Consider the following 22,982-nt stretch of genomic DNA (forward strand, 5'->3'; position numbering starts at 1 on the left):
TTTAGTGGTTTGTTAGATTTACAATTAATAAAAGGGAATAAACTATAGCAAAAAATACAAATAATGCATTCATGAAAAAACTACCTATTTTAAAATTTTTTTTCTGAGGGATATCATACATAGGATAATATGCAATTTGTGTAATCACTTTTCCAACCCAATAAGCAGCTATTAAACCGGTTATTGCAATTGCTAGATTTGTATGGTTTTTTAAATCGGAAGGCATTAAAATGGCTATCAGCCCAAAGGAAAAATTTAATCCTTGAATATATCTACCATAGGTTTTTGCAATTTCTTGATTTAATGGTTTTAGTTGTTTTACATCGTTATACCAATCAAAAACTTTATGTCTTATATAGGGGTAAATTAATGCAGTGAAAATTTGACCAATTCCACCAAGAATAATAATCCAATTTGGTATTTCTAGCTTCATCTTTTAATTTCTATCTATACTAACATTTATATTAATATCTTCTTTTTCTATATTCTCATCAAACTTTAAAATGAAGCGTTCAACTTTATCTGGATTTAATTTGCAGTTTTCTATGACTTTATTAGATAGCAATCTTCTTACTAGCATTTTACGTGTAAAAATAATAGACTTAGAAGTAAGAGAAAGTTTTTGGTCTAAGAAAGTTATTTTCATATAATTTTCACCACGTTTGGTGTCCAAATATTTCATGAAAATTATTTCTTCACCATTGGTATCGTAAAAAGAGATGTTTATTGGGTCTCCATCTGTAGATAAGCATGCAGTGCCATCAACAGAAATGATCCCTTTTTTTATTTTAATTTTTTGCGCTTGCATGATGCTTATGGAAAGCATTAAAAACAATATTGTAAGAGCGTGTTTTAATTTCATTATAAATTTATTTTTTAATTAAACCGGCCCTTTTTAATAAAGCTTCTGGTTTAGGTTCTTGTCCTCTAAAGCGTTTGTAGAGCGTCATCGGGTTTTCGGTTCCGCCTTGACTTAGTACGTTGTCTTTAAATTTAGTTGCTACCGTTTTATTGAATATGCCTTCTTCTTTAAAATATTCGAATGCGTCTGCATCTAAAACTTCGGCCCACTTGTAGCTGTAATATCCTGAAGAATATCCGCCTTGAAAGATATGTGAAAAAGCAGTGCTCATACAATTTTTAGCTACATCTGGATATAATTGTGTATCTCCAAATGCTTGTTTTTCATGTGCTTTTACGTTTTCAATTCCCGAGGGATCTACAGCGTGCCAAGACATGTCTAATAATCCAAAACTGATTTGACGCAGTGTTTGCATGCCTTCATGAAAAGTTGCAGATTCTTTTATTTTCTCCACCAAATCCATAGGGATTACTTCTCCTGTTTCATAATGTTTTGCAAAAATTTCAAGAGCTTCTTTTTCGTAACACCAGTTTTCTAAAACTTGGCTAGGTAATTCTACAAAATCCCAAAAAACGTTTGTTCCCGATAAACTAGGGTAGGTAGTGTTTGCTAACATGCCATGTAAAGCATGGCCAAACTCATGAAAAAGAGTAGTTACTTCATTAAAAGTTAAAAGTGAAGGTTTACTTTTTGTAGGTTTTGTGAAATTACAAACTATAGATACATGTGGTCTATCGTTAATACCATTTTTAATACTTTGCGATTTGTAGCTTGTCATCCAAGCGCCATTTCTTTTTCCTTTTCTTGGGAAGAAATCGGCATAGAAAATAGAAACCAATTCTCCATTTTCATCTTTTACTTTATACGTTAAAACATCTTCATGATATTTGTCAATAGTATCCATTTCTTCAAATTGTAAACCGAATAATTTGTTAGCAATGATAAAAGAACCTTCAATTACATTTTCTAGTTTGAAGTATGGTTTTAATTGTTCATCATCTAAATTGAAAAGCTTTTGTTTTAGTTTTTCAGAATAGTATCCAGAATCCCATTTTTGTAAAGTGTCTATGCCATCTAGATCTTTAGCAAAATTTTCTAGATTGGTATATTCTATTTTGGCCGCAGGTTTCGCTTTTTCTAATAACTCGTTTAAAAAGTTTTTTACTTTTTCTGGTGTTTTTGCCATACGTTCTTCTAGAACAAAATGCGCATGTGTTTTATAGCCTAAAAGGTTTGCTCTTTTATAGCGAAGCGTTGCAATTTTTAGTACAATATCTTGATTATCTAAAGCATCGTTTTTAAAAGCTTTACTTCCTGCTGCTAAGGATAATTCTTTTCGTAATTCTCTATTGTCAGCATAGGTCATAAAAGGAATGTAGCTAGGGTAGTCTAACGTGATTAGCCATCCTTTTTTTTGTTTAGATTCAGCTAATTGTTTTGCTGCTTCTTTTGCGCCATCTGGTAAACCTGCTAAGTCTTCTTCTTTTGTAATTAATAATTCGAATTTATTTGTTTCGGCTAAAACATTTTCACCAAATTGTAATTTTAATTTACTTAGTTGCTTGTCTATTTCTCTTAGTTCTTGTTTTTTGTCCTTAGGAAGATTAGCGCCATTTCGTGAGAAACTTTTATATTTTTTATCTAAAAGGGTTTCTTGTTCTGTAGTTAATTGTAGTTCTGCTTTATTATCGTAAACCGTTTTTACACGTTGAAACAGTTCTTGGTTAAGCGTAATGTCGTTACCAAATTCGGAAAGCATTGGAGATACCTCTTGTGCTATTTTTTGAATTTCTTCATTTGTTTCTGCAGCATTAAGATTAAAAAATATGCTGGATATTCTATCTAATTGTTCGCCTGAAAAATCTAAAGCTTCAATAGTGTTTTCAAAAGTAGGAGCTTTTGTATTATTAACAATAGTATCTATTTCAGCTTTTGCATTTTCTATTCCTAATTTAAATGCCGGAAGGAAATCGGAAGTAGCTATTTTAGAAAAAGGAGCAGTTTGAAATTCTGTTGTGAATTTATTTGTAAGTATATTCTGTGACATTTTGTAATTTTATGTTAAAAGCAGACTTTAATAATTGTGTATAGTAAATAGTTTATATCTTTGTAAAGATTTTTTCATATAGAGCTGGTTACTCGTTGATAAAATTATTGATTAATAGCTAAAAACCTTGATGTAAATCAAGGTTTTTTTTTTTGGTAAAAAACAAAAAAAACACTTAAACGGATTTATGTGCTTTTAATCGAAAAAAATAAATACACTCCTTTTTTTATTAAGAATAATGTGAAATAGTTGAACATTTGCATAAGTTTTTTCATGTGAGATATCATCTCATGTTTAAGAAATTGATTAATAGCGTTATAACCTCAAGAGCAATCTTGAGGTTATTTAGTTATAGACTTTTCGCTGATTCAATTACTTTAATTTTTAAACCTTCTTTGTAAGCAATTACTTTATCTAGTACGCTTTTATTAGAAGTAGCAATAATTTGTGCAGCAAGTATTCCTGCGTTTTTAGCTCCATTTAAAGCGACAGTTGCCACAGGAACTCCTCCAGGCATTTGAAGAATAGACAAGACAGAGTCCCACCCATCTATAGAATTACTGCTTTTTACAGGAACTCCAATAACGGGAAGAGGAGATAAAGAAGCAATCATTCCTGGTAAATGTGCAGCGCCACCAGCTCCAGCAATAATAACGGCAATGCCATTATTGTGTGCGTTTTTACCATAGTCGAACATTTTTTCTGGTGTTCGGTGTGCAGAAACAATATCCACTTCTACTTCTAAATCAAAGCCCTTTAAAATATCTATGGCTTCTTGCATTACTGGAAGGTCACTTTTACTTCCCATGATTACTCCTACTTTCATAATATGTATTAATGTTTTATATCAAAAATCTTAAATTAAAATGGATTTAATTACTTATCACTTTAATCGTATTCTTCACTTTTTCAGCAACTTTACGTGCTTCATTTATATCTGGATGAACAATAGTAACATGTCCCATTTTACGAAAAGGGCGTGTTTCTTTTTTACCATATATATGAGGTGTTACGCCTTCCATACTCATAATCTCTTCTATGTTTTGGTAAACGACATTACCTGTGTAGCCTTCTGCTCCAACAAGGTTTACTATAATTCCGCCAGCTTTATTTGCTGTACTTCCTAATGGGAGATTTAAAATTGCTCTTATATGTTGTTCAAATTGCGAAGTGTAATTAGCTTCAATAGTTTGATGTCCAGAATTGTGCGGTCTTGGAGCAACTTCGTTGATTAGAATTTTATTGTCTTGTGTTAAAAACATTTCGACTGCTAATACACCAACATGATTAAATGCTTCTGATGTTTTTAAAGCAACTTCTTCTGCCTTTTTTGCAATTTCCGGATCTATTCTAGCCGGACAAATTACATATTCTACTTGGTTTGCTTCAGGATGAAATTCCATTTCTACCACTGGAAAAGTTTTTACTTCACCTTTAGCATTTCTAGAAACTATGATTGCTAATTCGTTTTTAAACGGAATTAATTCTTCTGCAATACATTCTCCTTTTGGTAAATCTTTTAAGTCTTCCAGACTTCTCACCACTTTTACACCATTACCATCATAGCCAAATTGAGCCGCTTTCCATACAAAAGGAAAATGTAATCCTCCATTATCTACTGCGTCTTCAATTTCGGAAATGTAAGCGAAACGAGAAAAAGGAGCTGTTGGTAAATTATGATCTATATAAAACAATTTTTGTTTTGCTTTATTTTGGATAACTCGAAGCGTTTTAGATGCAGGATATACGGTAATTCCTTCTTTTTCTAATTTTTCAAGTGCATCTATATTTACGTTTTCAATTTCAATAGTTAGTACATCTACCTGTTTGCCAAAGCTGTAAACCGTGTCAAAATCCATTAGGCTTCCTAGATGAAATTCATTGCTTCCTATTTTGCAAGGAGCTTCTGTACTACCATCTAAAATACAAGTGTAAATATCTAATTTTCTAGTTTCGGTGAGTAGCATTTTTCCAAGCTGCCCTCCGCCAAGAATACCAAGTTTAAAATTTGAAGAAAAATAATTCATTTTATTGCCACGAAAGTGGTAAACTTTAAGTTATAAAAATCGTACTATTTTACAAAAATACACTTAAAATTAGAATGAGTTTTAAAAACTTCCAGTTTCTAGCTTCAGACTTCAAACTAAAAGAATTATCTTTGCTTAGAATTAATTAAAAACAAGTTAGTCTTACATGATTAAGCTAGACGATTTATATTTTAAACCATTTATTTCCGCAGAAAAAATTGATGCTGCTGTACAAAAAATGGCAGACGATATTGCTGCAGACCTAGGAGACGAAGTGCCCGTATTTGTTGGTATTTTAAATGGCTCTTTTATGTTGGTCAGTGATTTTGTGAAAAAATACCCGAAACCTTGCGAAGTTACTTTTATAAAATTAGCTTCTTATGAAGGTATAAAATCTTCAGACGACATACAAAGACTGATTGGCTTAACGCAAGATTTAACAGGACGTACTGTTGTGATTTTAGAAGATATTATAGATTCTGGAAAAACGCTAGCTGAGGTACATCGCATATTTAAAAATGAAAATGCGAAATCTTTGTTAATAGCTACTTTGTTTTTTAAGCCAGAAGCATATAAAAAAGACTTTAAACTACATTATGTAGGTATTGAAATTCCAGATAAATTTATAGTTGGTTATGGATTAGACTATAATAATTTAGGAAGAGATTTACCTGAAATATATCAATTAAAAACCACACAACACATGACAAACTTAGTGCTATTTGGACCTCCAGGAGCAGGAAAAGGAACGCAAGCTAATTTTTTAAAGGAAAAGTATAATTTAGTACACATCTCTACTGGAGATGTATTTCGTTTTAATATAAAAAATAAAACAGCTTTGGGTATGTTAGCGAAATCTTTTATGGATAAAGGAGAGTTGGTTCCAGACCAAGTGACTATAGACATGTTAGAAGCTGAAGTAGAAAAAAATGCTGACGCTAAAGGTTTTATTTTTGATGGTTTTCCTCGAACTAATGCACAAGCCGAAGCTTTAGATAATTTGATGAAATGTAAAGATTCGCAAATTAATGCAATGGTTGCACTAGAGGTCGATGATGAGGTCTTAGTACAACGTTTATTAGAACGTGGTAAAACTAGTGGAAGAGCAGATGATGCAGACGAGAATATAATTAGAAATAGAATTAAAGAATACTACAATAAAACAGCTATTCTTAAAAATTTCTATACAGCACAAGATAAATATTTTGGTGTGGATGGTGTTGGTAGTATCGAAGATATTACAAAGCGATTAAATAAAGTAATAGATAAACTATAAAACACATTTGTTTTAGTTAATAAGTAAGAGTGAAAACTTTTTAACTTTTAACTTTTTAACTTTTAACGGTATTATGACTGAGGGAAATTTTGTTGACTACGTGAAAATGCATGTTTCTTCTGGAAAAGGAGGACAAGGATCTACGCATTTACATCGTGAGAAATATTTAGAGAAAGGTGGCCCAGATGGAGGCGATGGTGGTCGTGGTGGTCATATCATTCTTAGAGGAAACTCTAATCTTTGGACACTTTTGCACTTAAAATTTAAAAGGCACATACGCGCTACTCATGGAGGTAACGGAAGTAGTGGAAGAAGTTCTGGGGCAGATGGAGAAGACCAGTATGTAGATGTGCCATTAGGAACGGTAGTTAGAGATACAGAAACCAACGAAGTATTATTTGAAATTACCGAAGAAGGAGAAGAAAGAATTGTAGCCGAGGGAGGAAAAGGTGGCCGTGGTAACTGGCACTTTAAAAGTTCTACCAATCAAACGCCTCGTTATGCACAACCTGGAATTCCGTTAGAAGAAAAAGACATTACATTAGAACTTAAATTACTCGCAGATGTTGGCTTAGTTGGTTTTCCAAATGCAGGAAAATCGACATTGCTTTCTGTAGTTACATCTGCAAAACCTAAAATTGCAGATTATGAATTTACAACGCTTAAACCAAATTTAGGTATTGTAAAACATAGAGAATTTCAAACTTTTGTAATGGCAGATATTCCTGGTATTATTGAAGGAGCTGCAGAAGGAAAAGGGCTCGGTTATTACTTTTTACGTCATATTGAACGTAATTCTATACTTTTGTTTTTAATTCCTGCAGATGCAGAAGATATTAAAAAACAATACGATATCCTTTTAGATGAACTAAGACGTTACAATCCAGAAATGTTAGACAAAGAACGTATGATTGCGATCTCTAAATGTGATATGTTAGACGATGAATTAAAGGCAGAATTAAAAGAAGAATTAGATAATAACTTACCAATTGATTATATGTTTATCTCCTCTGTTGCACAGCAAGGCTTAACAGAGCTTAATGATAAACTCTGGAAAATGTTAAATGACTAAGTAATACCATGAAAGCCTATATTAAAAGTATAGTTGAAATAAATGACAATAAATTAAGCAGGTATTTTGCTTTGTTTATACAAGCGTTAATTTTAGTTTCTATTGTTACTTTTTCTGTTGAAACCATTCCAGATCTTAAACCGCAAACGAGAAAGACTCTTCAGTATATTGAACTGTTTAGTGTACTTATTTTTTCTGTAGAATACTTTTTAAGAATTTATGTTGCCGATAATAAGACTAAATTTATATTTAGCTTTTATGGAATAATAGATCTTCTTGCTATTCTTCCTTTTTACTTGTCTTTTGGTTTAGACTTACGATCCTTAAGAGCTTTACGTTTTTTACGTTTATTTAGAGTGTTAAAATTAGTGCGTTATAATAGGGCAATGAACCACTTTACTAGAGCAATAAAATCTGCAAAAGAAGAAATATTACTCTTTATTCTTATAACACTTATTTTAATATATTTTTCTGCAGTAGGGATTTATTACTTTGAAAGCCAGGCGCAACCGGAACATTTTTCTTCTATTTTTGATAGCTTATGGTGGGCAATTATAACCTTAACCACAGTTGGTTATGGAGATGTTTACCCAATTACTGTAGGAGGTAAAGTGTTTACATTTATTATTTTAATGATTGGTTTAGGTATTGTAGCTATTCCAACAGGTATTATTTCCTCAGCTTTAACGAAATCTATAGATAAAAAGGATAAATTTTGATTAATTTTAAGGAAAAGAATTCCATGAAATGTATTAAAATAGTATTTTTTATTTTCTTAATTACTGCTTGTGCTCCAATTTATGTAGTAAGTGATTTTGAAAAAGATACCGACTTTTCTAAATATAAAACCTATAATTATTATTCCGATATAGATACTGGTTTAAGTGAGCTTGATTTTAAACGATTGTTAAATGTATTAGATAATCAATTACAAATTAAAGGGTTTAGACTTTCTGAAAACCCAGATTTCTATATAGATATTAATAGTAAAGAATACCCACAAGAACAGCGAAGTACAGTTGGAGTAGGAGTTGGTGGAACAAACAGAAATGTAGGAGGAGGCGTTTCTATTGGGATCCCTGTTGGGCAAACAAAAATTACAAGGCAAATTGTATTCGACTTTGTAGACGAAAAAGGAATTGGACTTTTTTGGCAAGCAGAAACCGAAAGTGCTTTCAATCCTAATGCAATACCAGAAAAGCGAGAATCTGTGCTTCAGGCTGTTGTAGAAAAAATGTTGGCGAAATATCCTCCCGAAACTAAATAAGGAAATTTACAATTTTTAATTCTTTACTAACTTTTTGCTAGCTATTAAAGTATTATTTTGATAAAAGTTAGTAATGTATAATCCTCGACTTAATGCGCTAATATCCATTTGTGATGTTTCCGAATTAGATAAATTAAGAGCCTTTATTTTTTTGCCATCTATGCTAATGATTTCTACTAAAACATCTTTTCCTAAAGTGTTTTCTATGTTGAAATTTACAAACGTATTGGATGGATTTGGATACATAGAAATATTAAAATCGTTAGCAATCACACCTTGAATACCTAAAGTATTATCTATAGTCCATGAAATTGTTGCTACGTGAATAGATTCGTGATTGTCTATATTTAATTGTGTCGTTGCATCGTGAACTACTACTGTTAAGTTGTTTGTTCCTGTGTCTAAATCGCTTTCAAGTACATTCACGGTTTCTACATTAGTTGCATAAGTACTACTGTTTAGTGTCCATGTGTTTTCTAGTGTAGTACTAGGTATTGTTTGAATGGTATTTATTAGAAATGGTATAGGGAAAGTTGGATTACTTATAGTAGCTTCAGTTGGAGAATAGGAATCTACAGGAGAAACTAAATCGTGAATTTTTTCAATAATACCTTCCTTACAAACAGCGCAAAAAGGAAATCCTAAATAGCGCATTTTGCATGTTTGATGTGGTCTATTCCAATCTGCAGCATTTCCGGAAGTTGCATAAGCGTATACACCAACATTGTCTACACCAATCCAGTTTTTCCAACGTACTAAAGTAGGATCTGTTTCTTGTGTCATATTAATAGCTTCAGCTGCAAGTGCATCTCCAGGATAATATTCATCTTTTAAATCCACAAAAGAATGCCCTAATTCATGAATAGCAATCTCTCCAGAATCCAGTCCTGTAGAAGCAATAGGAAATGGTCCACCACTTCCTCCGTAATATGGCGAATTCACCAGAATAAGTGCTTGGTCATAAGCAGGGAAATTTGTTGCTAAAACGGTAGAGATGCTTCCTTGGTTTTCTGTATAAAGTAATCTGTGTATATCATAACTATCATACATGGTACCAAAGTAATTATTTACTGTTTGTGTTGGTACACTATAGCTTGCTTCGTCTGAAGCAGTTCCTGGATGTGATGCACCACTTTCCATAGATATTACTTTTATAATATGTACATTAAAGTAATTTTCATAGCTAGCAAAAGGTTCTTCTGCAAATAAATCGTTCATAAAACTAGTTGCATCTGTTTCAAATTGGCTAAGCTCACTTGATGTATAACCATCCCCTAAAATAACTAGATTAATACGTTTGTTATCTGCACCAGAATCTTTAATTTTTACTACATCAAAAGTTTGCGAAAAGGCAACTTGTAAATTAAAAGCCAGAAGTATTAAAAGTAATAGTCTTTTCATGCTTATTCTATTTTAGTAGTAATATGTTGTATTGGTTTGGTATTTGTAAATTCTGATATAGCAATATGTTTTGCTTTGGCAGGTAATTGCAATCGTATATGAAATTGCACAGTATCTAAATCTAAAACTTTTTTTTCAAAATTACCAAAATCGTTAATAAACTCCACTGTTTTTTTTAATGGATTTTTTAAAACATGTTTTTCTAGTATATTTAATTCTGCGTCTAGAATGGCATATTCTAAATCGCCATATGTTGTGTTTTCGATCTCTACAGACTTTCCTTTTAACTTTCCCTTTGTATTAATTTGATTGATTAGTGTAATGCTTTTTTTCTCTTTTTCATTTTTTACTATTTGATAGTTTAAAAATAGAATTTTGTTTTGTACACTAGTGATAGTCTCTTTATTTATGGAATCAGTTTCAGGCATTATTTGTTTTTTTGAAGCACAAGAAAACACAACAATACTAGTAATTAAAAATAGGTATACTTTTTTTTTCATTTGTTATTCTACAGTGATTTTAACGCCTTCACTATGACTGCTAAATTCTGGTGCATACATACTTTGAATGGTTGTAATACCATTACTCATGTATCCTGAATTATTTACACGTAAATCATATTCGAAAACAAATACACCTTTTGGTAAATAGTCAAAAAAGAAATTTGTAGCGGCATCTTTTGTGCTTTCGTAATACCCCAATCCATCTTGCCATTTGTATTGACTAAGCACATTTATTGGTTCTAAACCTGCAGCTCGCATATCTTTCATATGTACAAACTCCATAGCACGATCACTTCGTAATTCTATTCGAACTCTTACCAAATCACCAACTTGTAATTTAGTATCTATAGAAACTTCTTGAAGTTCTTCTCCTGAGTCAGTATTCTTTTTTAGGAAGAGTTTTTTCTTCAATTGCAAAGGGGTTTCTGCCGAAGTAATTTTATCTAAATCCTCAAAATACTGCCAATACAAGCTTCCCCAAGCAATACCTTTTCCTTTTTTAGAAATCTGTACTTCTGCCATCTCAGGTTTAATTTCTGCACCTTTCCATGCCGTTTTAAAATATCCAGTTCCAGCTTCTATTTTTACGTCTTTCAGTTTTTTAGGATCTAACTCTTGATTACCAATTACAATATCTACCATATCTGTAATACTTAACCAATCGCTTCCTTGCAGTAATAAAGCATAAACGGCTTCGGTAGTTGCTTTGGTGGTTTTCCATCGATTTGTTTGTTTGTTTTTAAGCAGCCAGATTTTAAGATTGTCAATGGTTTCTATATCGTTTTCAATTTCAGAAAACGCTTCAATAAGCAAAGCTTGTGTTTCTATTGGAGCTTGATACCAATACCACGAATTGGTGTTTTCTTTCCAATACATTCCTAAAGCATCACTAGTAATGCTGTTTTCTTTTAAAGATTTAATAATCGCTTTTGCAGTTTTATTATCGTCTAATCTTTCTGCAATTAAAGCCATCATTCCTTTTGCATACAAGCTTCTAGATAACCAATATTTTTCTATTTGTGTTTTGTAGTACCTGGTAATGTCTTGTACTTCTTTGCTCTTTTTTATTTCAGGAAAAAAGCTACGCATGTATAAATAATGTAATTGCGTGTAGCTTAAATGATCTTTAGACATATCGACATCTTTGTTGAATTTTTGAATGTCTTTGTATTCTTGAATAAATGCAGCATCTAAATAACGTATAGCATTTTCAATCATTTTTGATGCTTCGGAAGCTTCTACTTTTAAATGTTTAAGATGTCCAAAACCAGTAATAATATGTTGCGTGATATAACGGTTTTCTCTTCCGCCAGCAAACCAAGACCAAGCACCATTTTGCATTTGGTTTTGTTCTAGTTTACGTTTTGCAGACTGTACCTCGTTATTCATTTTGTTTAAATCGAATAATAAGGCAATACGTTTTTTTTGTTCGGTTTCACTTTGTGCATCTCGTAACCAAGGAGTTTCTTGAATTAAAAGAGCTTTTAATTCTTGATTTTTTTCTAAGTTTGAAAGTAATGCGTCTGTGTTTTTCCACTGGTTAAAAACCTCCTGAATTCTAGGGTTACTATTTGCAATATGACTTGCCAATGCGTTTGCATAATATCTACTGAAGGTTTGTTCATTACAATCGTAAGGATATTCCATTAAATACGGTAGCGCTTGCACAGCATACCAAGCAGGATTGCTGGTCATTTCTAACGCTAGATTATGATTTTTAAGCGTTGTGGAATGGTTGTTTTTTAGTTTGTCTAAAGTGAAGGTTTTTGTCTCGTTGCTTTTAATCCACATAGGAAGCGTTTCGGTAACCAGCATTTTATTGGTTAACACCGGAAGCACGTTTTGTTCGCCATCGCTATAATCATTAGAATGTGCAATAATTTTATATTGCACAGCAGATATATCTTCTGGAATGTAAAGTAGCCAAGAGACTTGTGTGTTTCCTTTTGCATCTACCGTAAATTGTCTTGTTCCAAATGCGCCAGAATAATTCCCAGTATAATTAGGGCTTGATATTTCGGCTACTGTGAATAGTTTTTTATCAATACGTTCGCCAGTTGTAGCATCAAAAAGTTGTAAAACCGCTTCGCCAGAAATTTGCTTTTCGGTAAGATTTGCAATTTTAGAGCGGATAACAATTTCATCTCCTTCACGTAAAAAACGTGGTGCATTAGGAATTACCATCAACTCTTTTTGTGTAACAGTTTCTAAACGATTTACAGTACTTTCTAGTTTTTTGGTATGTGCTAATAGTTGGAGGTTCCATTTGGTTAATGCTTCTGGAGTAGTAAAACTAAAGCTAATATTTCCGTCTGAATCTGTTTGTAATTGCGGAAAGAAAAAAGCGGTTTCTTGTAGGTTTTTTCTAATGGAAACACCTTCGAAGTTGGATTCCTCTTTTGTTTCTGCTTCATTTACTTTAATTCCAGATATTTTTCCTCCTAATGTATCTTGAACTGAAATTTCTTCACTAACAGATATATCTGCCATATCCATTTCAGCAACAGGAGCTCCAGCAACTTGTGTTTTTTGTGAAGCACTTCGTTTTACTAGCATCCTGTTTTCTGTTTTATACATTAGTCTTCTGTATCCAAAATGCAAACCAAACCAATTAATCTGGTCATAATTTTGTTGCGAATATGATGCTGTGTAATTGTTTTGGTTGTGTATTCTAAAACCAATAGCGCCAAAACTTTGTCTTGCATTTGTTCTATTTCGAGTATAGTAATTTTGTTGTTTTATTGGATTAAAATTCCATGTATGCGGTTTAAATGGATCTAAAGAAGCATCATACATACTTGCTAGTAATTCGGCACTTACTTTTTCACCTTGCTGTCCTTTAATTTTAAAACTCCAAGTTTCGTCTGTTCCTGGTTGTAGTTTGTCTCTAAAGGTTTTGGTTTCTATTTCTAATTCTGTTTTAGGATACGGAACAACAATGTTTACACTAGAACCTTGATAACTGTTATAGGCTGAGAAACTATAATGCACCACAAAGCCACCAACATCTTCTTTGTTAACGGGAATGCTAATCGTTTTTTTGTTGTTATTTAAAGTAATGATTTCTTGTTGAATGATTTCCTGATTTTTTTCTACAGCTACGGTTACGTATACCTCTTTTGCTGCAGAAGCAAAGGTGACTTTTGCATTTTCACCTATTTTATAAGCGTCTTTGTTTGTAGTAACATTAAAAAGTTGATGGTCTGCTATGGTTTCATCGTTATTGCTAAACAGCGTTGTTCTTATTTCGTCTTTTACTTCTTGACCAAATGAATCTTTGCTTTCTAGTAGAATGACATAAGCGCCAGATTCCCATTTTTTTAGATTGCCTAAGGCTAATTCTTTCTTTTTTGAAGTATCGAATTTTTCATTAAGAACTAGCTTGCCTTTTTGCCAAGTTGTACTGTTGTGTTCTTCTTTAAACGCTTCATTTGGGAATTTGCTTTTAAATTCACTTTCCGATATGTCTTGATAATCTGGAGCATTCCAAACTCTTGGTCGTAATACCTGTTTTGGAGCTATTAGTTTATAGATTTTAATGCTTCCTTTTGCAGGAGCAAATTCGCCATTTAGGTTTTTAGTGTCTATTTTTAATATGTGCTCTTTATTGCCTTTGTCTAATTTGTCTGCAATAGAAAGGGTGGCCAGTAAAGCATGATAGCCAACATTTACAGTTGTGGTTGCAGTTCTGGTTTCGCCATTAAGATCTGTGATATCTGCAGTTACTACATAATGAAAAACAGGAAGGTTTTTTTGTTCTACACTTTGATCTGGAAGTGCATTGAATTTTATTTCGAATTCGCCACTATGATTCGTTTTACTTTCTCCATTTGTAATTTCTTGAGGTTCGCTAGAAAAAAAAGGACGATACCAATAATACCATCTAGGATATTGTACTTTTCGGTGTACACGATAGACGACTTTAGCGTCTGTAATGTTACTTCCAGCATAAGCGAGTGCATTTCCTTTTATGGTAATTTCATCATTTACTTTATAGGTTTCTGTTACAGGAAGAAATGTAGCTTCAAACTTTGGGCGTTTATATTCTTCGACTGAAATATTGGTGTTTCCGTTTATTTTTTCTTTTTCAGAAGAAATACTAATATTGAAATTACCTGTTAATCCTGTACTTGGTAGAATGAATTCGCCTTGAAAAGAACCAAATGTATTCGTTACAAATTCTAAAGTTTTCACTTCTTGGTAATTAGCGTCTTTTAGTGTTACTGTTATTTTTGTGTCTGGAAATACTTCCGAGACATCGGTATTGGTTTTAATAGCAATTCCTTTAAAGAAAACCGTTTGTCCTGGTCTGTAAATGCTTCTGTCTGTAAATAAAAAACCTTTATACGTTTCTTTATTTTCTATGTTGTTATTATAGTTTTTGTATATATAATAATCGCCAAAATATGCTTTTTCATCTTGATGTATTACTTCCATTTTTACACTACTATATCTTTCGGTGTTTTTATGAAGTACTGCTTCCCCTTTGGTGTTAGCTACTATTTTTTCTATAGTTCGCGTACGATTGTTGTTTTTTAAATAGCTAATTTTAAGTTTCGCATTAGGAATAGGTTTTCCGTTATTTCTGTTAATAACTTGAAAGGTTGTTTTGTCTTGTTTGGCCTTTTCTACAACCGCCAAATTAGTAACTTGAATATTGGCAAAGCCAAAAGTATTTGTATCCTTATTAGGCCTTGCAAAAACAATGTACCTTCCGTTGTTTAGTTTAGGTAAAATAACTTCTGTAGTATGTGTTTGGTAATCTTTTTCATTACGCAATGTGTTTTTCCAACGTGTAACGCTTTCTAGTTTGTTAATAAAAGCTAACTGTTCTTCCTTTCTGTAGGTTTTATTTAATTGTTCTAATTGGCTCTCTGAAATGGTATACACGATAAAAGATACATCGTTCAAGTTTTTATACCGAATTAAGAATCTAGCTTCTTTTTGGATTGGTATATGTGCTTCTGAAGTAATTTGAAGACTTTGTTGTTCGATTTGTTGTTTTAAAACTAGACATTTTTGAGCAGCAATACTTTTAGAGAATTGAGTAATTACGGTATTGCAAAGCGCAAGTGCTTCTTTGTTTTTCCAACGGTTTTCTTCTTTAGTTTCTGGTTGGTATTCTGCACCTTGTTGAAAATATGAGGTAGCTATTTCAAAATCGTATACACCAGAAACCGTATGGTTTTTAAATCGTTTACTTTCTGCTTGTAATGCTTCTAGGTAAATTGCATCTTTATTCGAAAAGGTCGCGTGCTGTCTTACAAATTTTAGTCTTTTAATATTTACATCTGCTAATGCTTCAGGCGATTTGTCTTTACTATGAAACTGAATTAGGTCTTGGTAAATTTTTAAAGCATGTAGCTGTAACGATGTACTATCATTTGATTTTATATTTAATGAAGAAAAAGCAGAAGCTTCACTTAAATAATCTGCTTTGTCTATTTCAAATTTATATGCAGGTTTTGTGATGCTGTTTTCGTCGGTTTCATAAAAACTTAGTGCATTATGATTTAGTAAATCAAAAAGCGTAGGTCTAAAGGTTTTAGAGTTTTTTTGTTCTTGTAAAAGTGCACTATAGTTTTCTAAATTCGTTTGCTGCAACAATAAGCCATTTTCTAAGGAGCTTTGGTAATAAGTATTAATTTCTTTGTATAGGGTTTGTAAATCCCAAGTTCTAAAATCTGTAGCATCAACTTTTTCTTCGGTTTTTGTTCTGTTATAAAACTTATATCTATTGTCTTGAAAATATTGCCAATATAAGTTCGCTAGTAAATTCTCTAATAGGTTTTTTGTGGGAGAAATACTTTGGCTTATTTCTTTCTTAAAATCATTTACAATTTTTAGTTGTGCATCTTCTTCTAAGGTAATTGCATATTTACTTTTGTATAAAAGCGTTTTTACAATTTGTGGTGTGTTTTTATCTGTTTTGGCTTTATTACTAATTGTTTCTACAGCTTTTAGTGCAGATTGTGTTAATCCCTTTTGTTCTAATTGTTCAATTTCTTTCCAAAGATTGCTGTAATCTTGGTTTTGTGCTTGCGTAAAATTTGCAAAAAGGACGATCATAAATATAGTGATGCTATTTTTCATGTGTTTATATCTATAGTTTTTCAAAGGTCACATGTAGTATTCATTTTAAACTGTATTCTTGTATATCAATTTTTTTATGAATGTTTCATATTCCAAGTTTTGTGTAAAACTAACTTCAAAATGTGTTCCAAAAAATAAATAATTAGTCAATACTGCTTTTGGATGAGTGAAGTTAACTTTTTTTTAAAGAATTGTAACTTTTTAGTATTCCTTTTTGAAAGTTTATATTTGTGCTATCGACTTAAAATATATGCGAAATTTTTTAGTTTTTTTGTTATTCCCTTTATTAAGCTTTAGTCAGCAAAGTCTGGATAAAGCTGAAGTATTACTTCAACAAAAAGAATATGAAAAAGCAGAACATTTATTGTCTGTTTATGTTTCAGAAAACCAAGAGGATAATAAAGCAATTGAATTATTTGGGGATGCTTATGGCTACCAAGAAAAATGGGAGGAGGCGATAATAGAATACCAAAAATTGGTGGATGCAAAACCATTAAATGCTAACTACCATTATAAGTATGGAGGCGCTTTAGGTATGAAAGCATTACAAGTAAATAAAATTCTTGCTTTAACTCTTATTGGTGATGTTAAAGAAGCCTTTTTAACCGCTGCTAAATTAGATGCGAAACACATAAATACACGTTGGGCTTTAGTAGAATTATATATGCAATTACCAGCAATTGTAGGAGGAAGTAAAAGTACCTCTATGCAATATGCAAATGAATTAGAAGCTTTATCTAAAGTAGATGGGTATTTAGCAAAAGGCTATATTTATGAATATGATGACGAACCAGAATTAGCCGAGAAATATTATAAACTTGCAATAACTGAAGGAGGATCATTAACTTGTTATGAAAAACTTTCTAGTTTTTATGAAAATACAAATACACCAGAAAAAGCAATAGCAACAATTGAAGCTTCACACGCTAAACACAAACGAAACGCATTACATTATCAAATAGGCAAAGTAGCAGCAGAATATAACATTCAACTTGTAAAAGGGGAGCAGTGTTTGTTAAGGTATATTGAAGGTTATTCCGCTGAAGATGGAGTACCAATTGCTTGGGCTAATTATAGATTAGCGCAAATTTATAAGCATCTTAACAACAAAGAAAAAGCCTTGAAATATATTGAATTGGCTATTGTATTACTTCCAGAAATAAAAGTTTTTAAAGAGGAAAAAATATTCATTAATAAATTATAATTTAATTCATTGTAACTTTTATAAGACTGCAAAAAGCAGTTTTTTTTATTTTTATTTTTTATTTTAATAGTAATACTATTATATTTGCAATCAAAATATATGTATATGATTAGTTTACTGTCAAATTTAAAGATTAACGTACCAGAAAAAATTTTTCTTAAAGATCCAGAATCTTCAAAATTAGGAAAGCGTATTATAGAACATGGTATTCTTTTAATAGAGGAAATAGGCTTTGATAGTTTTACATTTAAAAAGTTAGGTGTAAAAATTGGATCTAATGAAAGTTCGATTTATCGTTATTTTGAAAGTAAGCATAAACTACTATTGTATTTAACTTCTTGGTATTGGGCTTGGATAGAGTACCAACTTGTTTTTGCTACACATAATATTTCTGATGAAAAATTACAGTTAACAAAAGCGATCGAAATTGTTACAAGAGCAATACAAGAAGATAGTACGTTCTCACATATTAATGAGGTTGTTTTAAATAGAATTATTATTAACGAATATTCTAAATCCTATTTAACCAAAGAAGTCGATGCAGAAAATAAAGAAGGATACTTTATCATTTACAAGCGATTAGTAATTAGAATACGAGACATGATAATTAATATAAATCCTAATTATAAATATGCCTCAAGCCTTGCAAGTACTATAATTGAAGGTGCTTTGCATCAACATTTTTTAAAGGAACATTTTAAGTCGATAACAGATTGTGATGAGAAAACTTCGCCAACACAATTCTTTACAGACCTTACATTTAATGCTTTAAAATAAATATATGAAAAATACTACAATGTCCCCTTGGCAAAGGCTTTTTGGTTTACTTAAATTAGAAAAGCGTGCCGTTTTACAAGTGTTTTATTATGCCATTTTTGCTGGATTAGTTTCGTTGTCCTTGCCTTTAGGTATACAAGCAATTATTAATTTATTACAAGGAGCACAAATAACTACCTCTTGGATTGTTTTAGTCGTTTTAGTAACCCTTGGTGTTGCTTTTGTTGGCGTTTTACAATTGATGCAAATGCGAATTATAGAAACACTTCAACAGCGTGTTTTTACACGTGCTTCTTTTGAGTTTATCTATCGTTTTCCAAAAATCACTATGGAAGAGTTGCGTAATTACTATCCACCAGAATTAGCAAATCGTTTTTTCGACACCTTAAATGTGCAAAAGGGGTTGGCTAAAATATTAGTAGATATTCCAGCTGCCGTTTTACAAATTGTATTTGCACTAATATTGCTTTCATTTTACCATCCTTTCTTTATTGCTTTTGGCGTTATACTTTTAATATTAGTATATGTGGTTTTTAAATTTACTGCTAAAAAAGGAATGGAAACTAGCCTGCAAGAATCTAAAAACAAATACAAAGTGGCACATTGGATTCAGGAAGTAGCAAGAACGATAATAAGTTTTAAACTGTCTGGAAAAACCAAATTAGCATTAACAAAAAACGATGCTTTTGTAGATAAATATTTAAATGCTAGAGAATCACATTTTAGAATTTTAGTACTACAGTTTATACAAATGATTGGTTTTAAAGTAATCGTTACAGCAGGTTTGTTAACCATTGGAGGCGCATTAGTTTTAAATCAAGAAATGAATATAGGACAGTTTGTGGCTGCAGAAATAATAATACTATTAGTAATTAGTTCTGTGGAAAAGCTAATTCTTGGTTTAGAAGCTTTTTACGACATTTTAACTTCTTTAGAAAAAATTGGTCAGGTTGTAGATAAAGAATTAGAAAGTCAAATAGGAGAAGATCCAATTTTTAGTGAAAATTTTAAAATTGAGTTAGAAAATGTAACCTATAATGTACCAAATAGAGATAAAAATATTTTAGAAAATATAACAATGCAAGTAAATGCAAACACTAGTACCTTAATTCGTGGCGAAAGTGGAGCAGGTAAATCTAGTTTGTTACGTTTGTTTGCAGGATTAATAAAACCAACAAAAGGAACAATATTTTTAGATAATTTTTCTTTAAATAACATTCATTTAAATAAATATAGAGGGCAAATAGGGATGTCTTTATCTGAAGAAACTCCTTTTGAAGCTACACTTCGTGAAAATATAACCTTTGGAGATGATAGTCTTACCGATGAAGAAGTTTTCTGGGCAATTGAAAAAGTTGGACTTCAAACATTTATTAAAGAACATCCTAAAGGACTTAACACTGTTATTAATCCAGAAGGAAAACAAATTGCATATACAGATGCTAAAAAGATAATACTAGCACGAGCAATTGTTAGAAAACCAAGACTACTAATCCTTGAAGATCCTTTAGATCAGTTTGAATATAAAGAATGGGAAAAGGTTATGAATTTCTTATTAGATCAGTCAAATAATTGGGCAGTTATAGTAGTAAGTGGAAATAAAAGATGGCAAGAAAAATGCCAAAACACAATTACATTACAAAAAGGAAAAATGATTTAATTTATCATGCTATGTTAAATATATCCAATAATACATTACATAAAGAGTTCGATTTTAATCAATACAAATCCGGACAGAAAACATTTAACAAAAAATACTATAAGTACTTTAATCGGTTTCTTCTAGGCTTTGCCGTTTTTTGTTTTGTTATACTGTTTTTTCCTTGGACACAAAATATAAGTGGACAAGGACAAGTAACCACATTAAAACCAGATCAAAGACCACAAACGATACAGTCTCCAATTCCAGGGAAAATAGAAAAGTGGTTTGTACAAGAAGGAGATCAGGTAAAAAAAGGAGATACTATTCTAGAAATTTCTGAAGTTAAAAGCGATTATTTCGATCCGAACTTGGTTACAAGAACAGGAAATCAAATAAACGCAAAAAATGCATCTGTAACTTCTTATTCTGAAAAAGTAAAAGCTTTAGATAGGCAAATAACTGCACTAAATACAGCAAGAAGTTTAAAACTAGAACAAGCAAAAAATAAATTAATGCAATCGCATTTAAAAGTTAAAAGTGATAGTATAGAATTGGAAGCAGCAAATACCAATTTAAAAATTGCTAAAAAACAATATGATCGTACCGTAACTTTACAAGAGGAAGGGTTAAAAGCATTAAAAGATGTAGAAGAAAAAAGACTAAAACTTCAGGAAACACAAGCGAAACGTATTTCGCAAGAAAATAAGTTTCTAGCTAGTAAGAATAATGTTATTAATGCCCAAGTAGAAATAGCGAGTGTTAATGCTTCGTATAACGATAAAGTATCTAAAGCACAAAGTGATAAGTTTACAGCACAATCTAGTCAGTTTGATACAGAAGCTCAAGTAAGTAAGTTAGAAACCAGTTATTCTAATTATGAAATGCGTAATACGTTACGTTATGTTACTGCGCCACAAAACGGATTTATTAATAAAGCCATTAGAGGTGGTTTAGGTGAAACTTTTAAAGAAGGGGAAAGTTTGGTAAATATTATGCCATCACAATACGATTTAGCTGTAGAAACTTACGTAAAGCCTTTAGATTTACCATTACTCCATGTTGGTGAAAAAGTACGTGTTCAGTTTGATGGATGGCCAGCAATTGTTTTTAGTGGATGGCCAAACGTATCTTATGGAACCTATGGAGCAAAGGTAGTTGCCATAGAAAACTTTATTAGTTCTAATGGAAAGTTTAGAGTATTACTAGCTCCAGATACTTCCGAAAATATTTGGCCTGAAGCGATTCGTGTTGGTTCAGGAGCAAAAACTATGGCCTTGTTAGAAGATGTACCTATATGGTTTGAATTATGGAGAAAATTAAATGGTTTTCCTCCAAATTATTACCAACCAGAATCAAGTAAAACAGATAAAAAAAAGTAAAAAATGAAAAGACTGATAACAATTTTTTTATTTAGTTTCTCTAGTATGCTTTGTGCACAAGAAGAACGCTCTGTTTTACGTTTTGATGAGTATTTAGCTTTTGTAAAAAAATATCATCCTATTGCAAAACAAGCACAGTTGGTAATTAGTGAAAGCGAAGCAAAATTATTAAAAGCAAGAGGTGCTTTCGACCCTAAATTAACATTAGATTACGATAGAAAGAAGTTTAAAGGAACAACGTATTATGATAAATTAAATACTTCTTTTAAAATTCCTACATGGTATGGTATTGCGCTTAAAGCAAATTTTGAAGAAACAGATGGTGTATATCTAAATCCAGAAAAAACACTTCCTCAAGATGGTTTGTATAGTGCAGGAATATCTTTTTCTGTAGCGCAAGGGCTTATTATTAATAAAAGAATGGCTTCCTTAAAACAAGCAAAATTTTTTAAACAACAAGCACAGGCAGATCGCGATATTCTGGTAAATAATATTATTTATCAGGCTTCTTTAGTTTATTTTAATTGGTTAAAAACATATAATGAAGTGAATCTTTATAAGGAGTTTTTAAGTAATGCGCAATTAAGGTTTAATGGTATTAAGCAAAATGTAGAAGTAGGTGAAAATGCAGCTATAGATTTAGTGGAAGCTAGAATAGTAGTAAACGAAAGAGCGTTATTGCAAGAAAAAGCAAAAGTGAAATTCATGAAAGCAACGCTAGAATTATCTAATTATTTGTGGTTAGAAAATAACATTCCTATAGAGTTGCAGGAAAATGTAATACCTAATGTTAATAGCGAAGAAAGTATTGATGATAGTTTAAATATTTCAGAATTAGCAATTTATGATTTTAACATAGAAACACATCCAAAAGTGAAATCCTTAAGTTATAAATACGAAAGTTTAAAAATAGAAAAACGTTTAAAAGCCAATATGTTATTACCAAAAATTGACTTGCAATATAATTTTTTATCACAAACACCAGAAGTAACAAATAGTTTTAATACTGCGAACTATAAAAGTGCTGTGACGATGCGTTTTCCTTTGTTTTTAAGAAAAGAACGAGGGGATTTAAAACTTGCTAAACTAAAAATGCAAAACACAACTTTAGATATTACGGTGTCTAAACTACGTATAAAAAATAAAGTAGATGCCATAAAAAACGAGTTACAATCCTATACTATTCAAAACGATTTAACCGATAAAATGATACAAGACTATGAACAATTGGTTGCTGCAGAAGAACGCAAATTTACTTTAGGTGAAAGCTCTTTGTTTCTAGTAAATTCTAGAGAACGAAAACTTATGGACGCGCGTTTAAAAGCAATTATATTAGAAAACAATTATTTTGAAACCAAAGCCAATCTCTTCAATAATTTAGCTGTAAGTATTTAAAAAGGTACAACAACAGATTCATGAAAATTAGTGAAAT

The 22,982-nt window shown here is 31.4% G+C and carries 17 protein-coding genes; 9 read left to right on the forward strand and 8 right to left on the reverse strand.

Features of this window, described 5'->3' with window-relative positions; translation table 11 throughout:
• Position 1: 1 nt before the first annotated feature.
• The 5 genes from Q4512_RS12930 to Q4512_RS12950 form a co-directional block, all read right to left on the reverse strand.
• Positions 2 to 433, reverse strand: a complete 432-nt coding sequence (locus Q4512_RS12930; protein ID WP_303425409.1) for a hypothetical protein — start codon at positions 431 to 433, stop codon at positions 2 to 4.
• A 3-nt stretch (positions 434 to 436) separates the two neighbouring features.
• Positions 437 to 862, reverse strand: a complete 426-nt coding sequence (locus tag Q4512_RS12935; protein WP_303425419.1) for a hypothetical protein — start codon at positions 860 to 862, stop codon at positions 437 to 439.
• 7 nt (positions 863 to 869) lie between these two features.
• Positions 870 to 2,909 (reverse strand): M3 family metallopeptidase, encoded by a 2,040-nt coding sequence (locus Q4512_RS12940; RefSeq protein ID WP_303425420.1) that lies wholly within the window; start codon positions 2,907 to 2,909, stop codon positions 870 to 872.
• Positions 2,910 to 3,258: 349 nt separating this feature from the next.
• Entirely contained in the window at positions 3,259 to 3,738 is a 480-nt protein-coding gene (purE, locus tag Q4512_RS12945) for a 5-(carboxyamino)imidazole ribonucleotide mutase (RefSeq protein ID WP_303425629.1), read from the reverse strand.
• A gap of 43 nt (positions 3,739 to 3,781) precedes the next feature.
• Positions 3,782 to 4,936, reverse strand: coding sequence for a 5-(carboxyamino)imidazole ribonucleotide synthase (locus Q4512_RS12950; RefSeq protein WP_303425422.1), 1,155 nt, complete (start codon positions 4,934 to 4,936; stop codon positions 3,782 to 3,784).
• 166 nt (positions 4,937 to 5,102) lie between these two features.
• On the opposite strand from Q4512_RS12950, the gene Q4512_RS12955 reads away from it, so the two are divergent.
• The 4 genes from Q4512_RS12955 (at position 5,103) to Q4512_RS12970 (ending at position 8,551) form a co-directional block, all read left to right on the forward strand.
• On the forward strand, positions 5,103 to 6,212 hold the full coding sequence (locus Q4512_RS12955; protein WP_303425424.1) for an adenylate kinase: 1,110 nt from the start codon (positions 5,103 to 5,105) through the stop codon (positions 6,210 to 6,212).
• 73 nt (positions 6,213 to 6,285) lie between these two features.
• Positions 6,286 to 7,284: a GTPase ObgE gene (gene obgE, locus Q4512_RS12960; RefSeq protein WP_303425426.1), complete on the forward strand. Its 999-nt coding sequence runs from the start codon at positions 6,286 to 6,288 to the stop codon at positions 7,282 to 7,284.
• Positions 7,285 to 7,292: 8 nt separating this feature from the next.
• Positions 7,293 to 8,003, forward strand: a complete 711-nt coding sequence (locus tag Q4512_RS12965) for an ion transporter (protein ID WP_303425428.1) — start codon at positions 7,293 to 7,295, stop codon at positions 8,001 to 8,003.
• Between the two features lie 23 nt (positions 8,004 to 8,026).
• Complete coding sequence (locus Q4512_RS12970; protein ID WP_303425429.1) at positions 8,027 to 8,551, forward strand: DUF4136 domain-containing protein; 525 nt, start codon at positions 8,027 to 8,029, stop codon at positions 8,549 to 8,551.
• A 15-nt stretch (positions 8,552 to 8,566) separates the two neighbouring features.
• Here the strand turns inward: Q4512_RS12970 and Q4512_RS12975 are convergent, their stop codons facing one another.
• The 3 genes from Q4512_RS12975 to Q4512_RS12985 are packed head-to-tail and all read right to left on the reverse strand — an operon-like array spanning position 8,567 to position 16,548.
• Positions 8,567 to 9,952 (reverse strand): M64 family metallopeptidase, encoded by a 1,386-nt coding sequence (locus tag Q4512_RS12975; RefSeq protein WP_303425431.1) that lies wholly within the window; start codon positions 9,950 to 9,952, stop codon positions 8,567 to 8,569.
• 2 nt (positions 9,953 to 9,954) lie between these two features.
• A complete protein-coding gene (locus Q4512_RS12980) occupies positions 9,955 to 10,452 on the reverse strand; it encodes a hypothetical protein (RefSeq protein WP_303425442.1) in 498 nt (165 codons plus the stop codon).
• 3 nt (positions 10,453 to 10,455) lie between these two features.
• The gene (locus Q4512_RS12985) at positions 10,456 to 16,548 is read right to left on the reverse strand and encodes an alpha-2-macroglobulin (RefSeq protein WP_303425443.1); all 6,093 of its coding nucleotides are present in this window, start codon (positions 16,546 to 16,548) and stop codon (positions 10,456 to 10,458) included.
• A gap of 250 nt (positions 16,549 to 16,798) precedes the next feature.
• Between Q4512_RS12985 and Q4512_RS12990 the strand changes: the two genes are divergently transcribed.
• The 5 genes from Q4512_RS12990 to Q4512_RS13010 all read left to right on the forward strand — a co-directional run bounded on the left by Q4512_RS12990 (position 16,799) and on the right by Q4512_RS13010 (position 22,945).
• Positions 16,799 to 17,752, forward strand: coding sequence for a lipopolysaccharide assembly protein LapB (locus tag Q4512_RS12990; RefSeq protein ID WP_303425444.1), 954 nt, complete (start codon positions 16,799 to 16,801; stop codon positions 17,750 to 17,752).
• Positions 17,753 to 17,857: 105 nt separating this feature from the next.
• On the forward strand, positions 17,858 to 18,529 hold the full coding sequence (locus tag Q4512_RS12995) for a TetR/AcrR family transcriptional regulator (RefSeq protein ID WP_303425445.1): 672 nt from the start codon (positions 17,858 to 17,860) through the stop codon (positions 18,527 to 18,529).
• A 4-nt stretch (positions 18,530 to 18,533) separates the two neighbouring features.
• Positions 18,534 to 20,189 (forward strand): peptidase domain-containing ABC transporter, encoded by a 1,656-nt coding sequence (locus tag Q4512_RS13000; protein ID WP_303425446.1) that lies wholly within the window; start codon positions 18,534 to 18,536, stop codon positions 20,187 to 20,189.
• A gap of 11 nt (positions 20,190 to 20,200) precedes the next feature.
• Positions 20,201 to 21,550 (forward strand): HlyD family secretion protein, encoded by a 1,350-nt coding sequence (locus Q4512_RS13005; protein ID WP_303425448.1) that lies wholly within the window; start codon positions 20,201 to 20,203, stop codon positions 21,548 to 21,550.
• Positions 21,551 to 21,553: 3 nt separating this feature from the next.
• The gene (locus Q4512_RS13010; RefSeq protein ID WP_303425450.1) at positions 21,554 to 22,945 is read left to right on the forward strand and encodes a TolC family protein; all 1,392 of its coding nucleotides are present in this window, start codon (positions 21,554 to 21,556) and stop codon (positions 22,943 to 22,945) included.
• The last annotated feature ends 37 nt before the right edge of the window (positions 22,946 to 22,982 follow it).

It is taken from the genome of Oceanihabitans sp. 2_MG-2023 (genome assembly GCF_030547245.1).
Classification (GTDB): domain Bacteria; phylum Bacteroidota; class Bacteroidia; order Flavobacteriales; family Flavobacteriaceae; genus Oceanihabitans.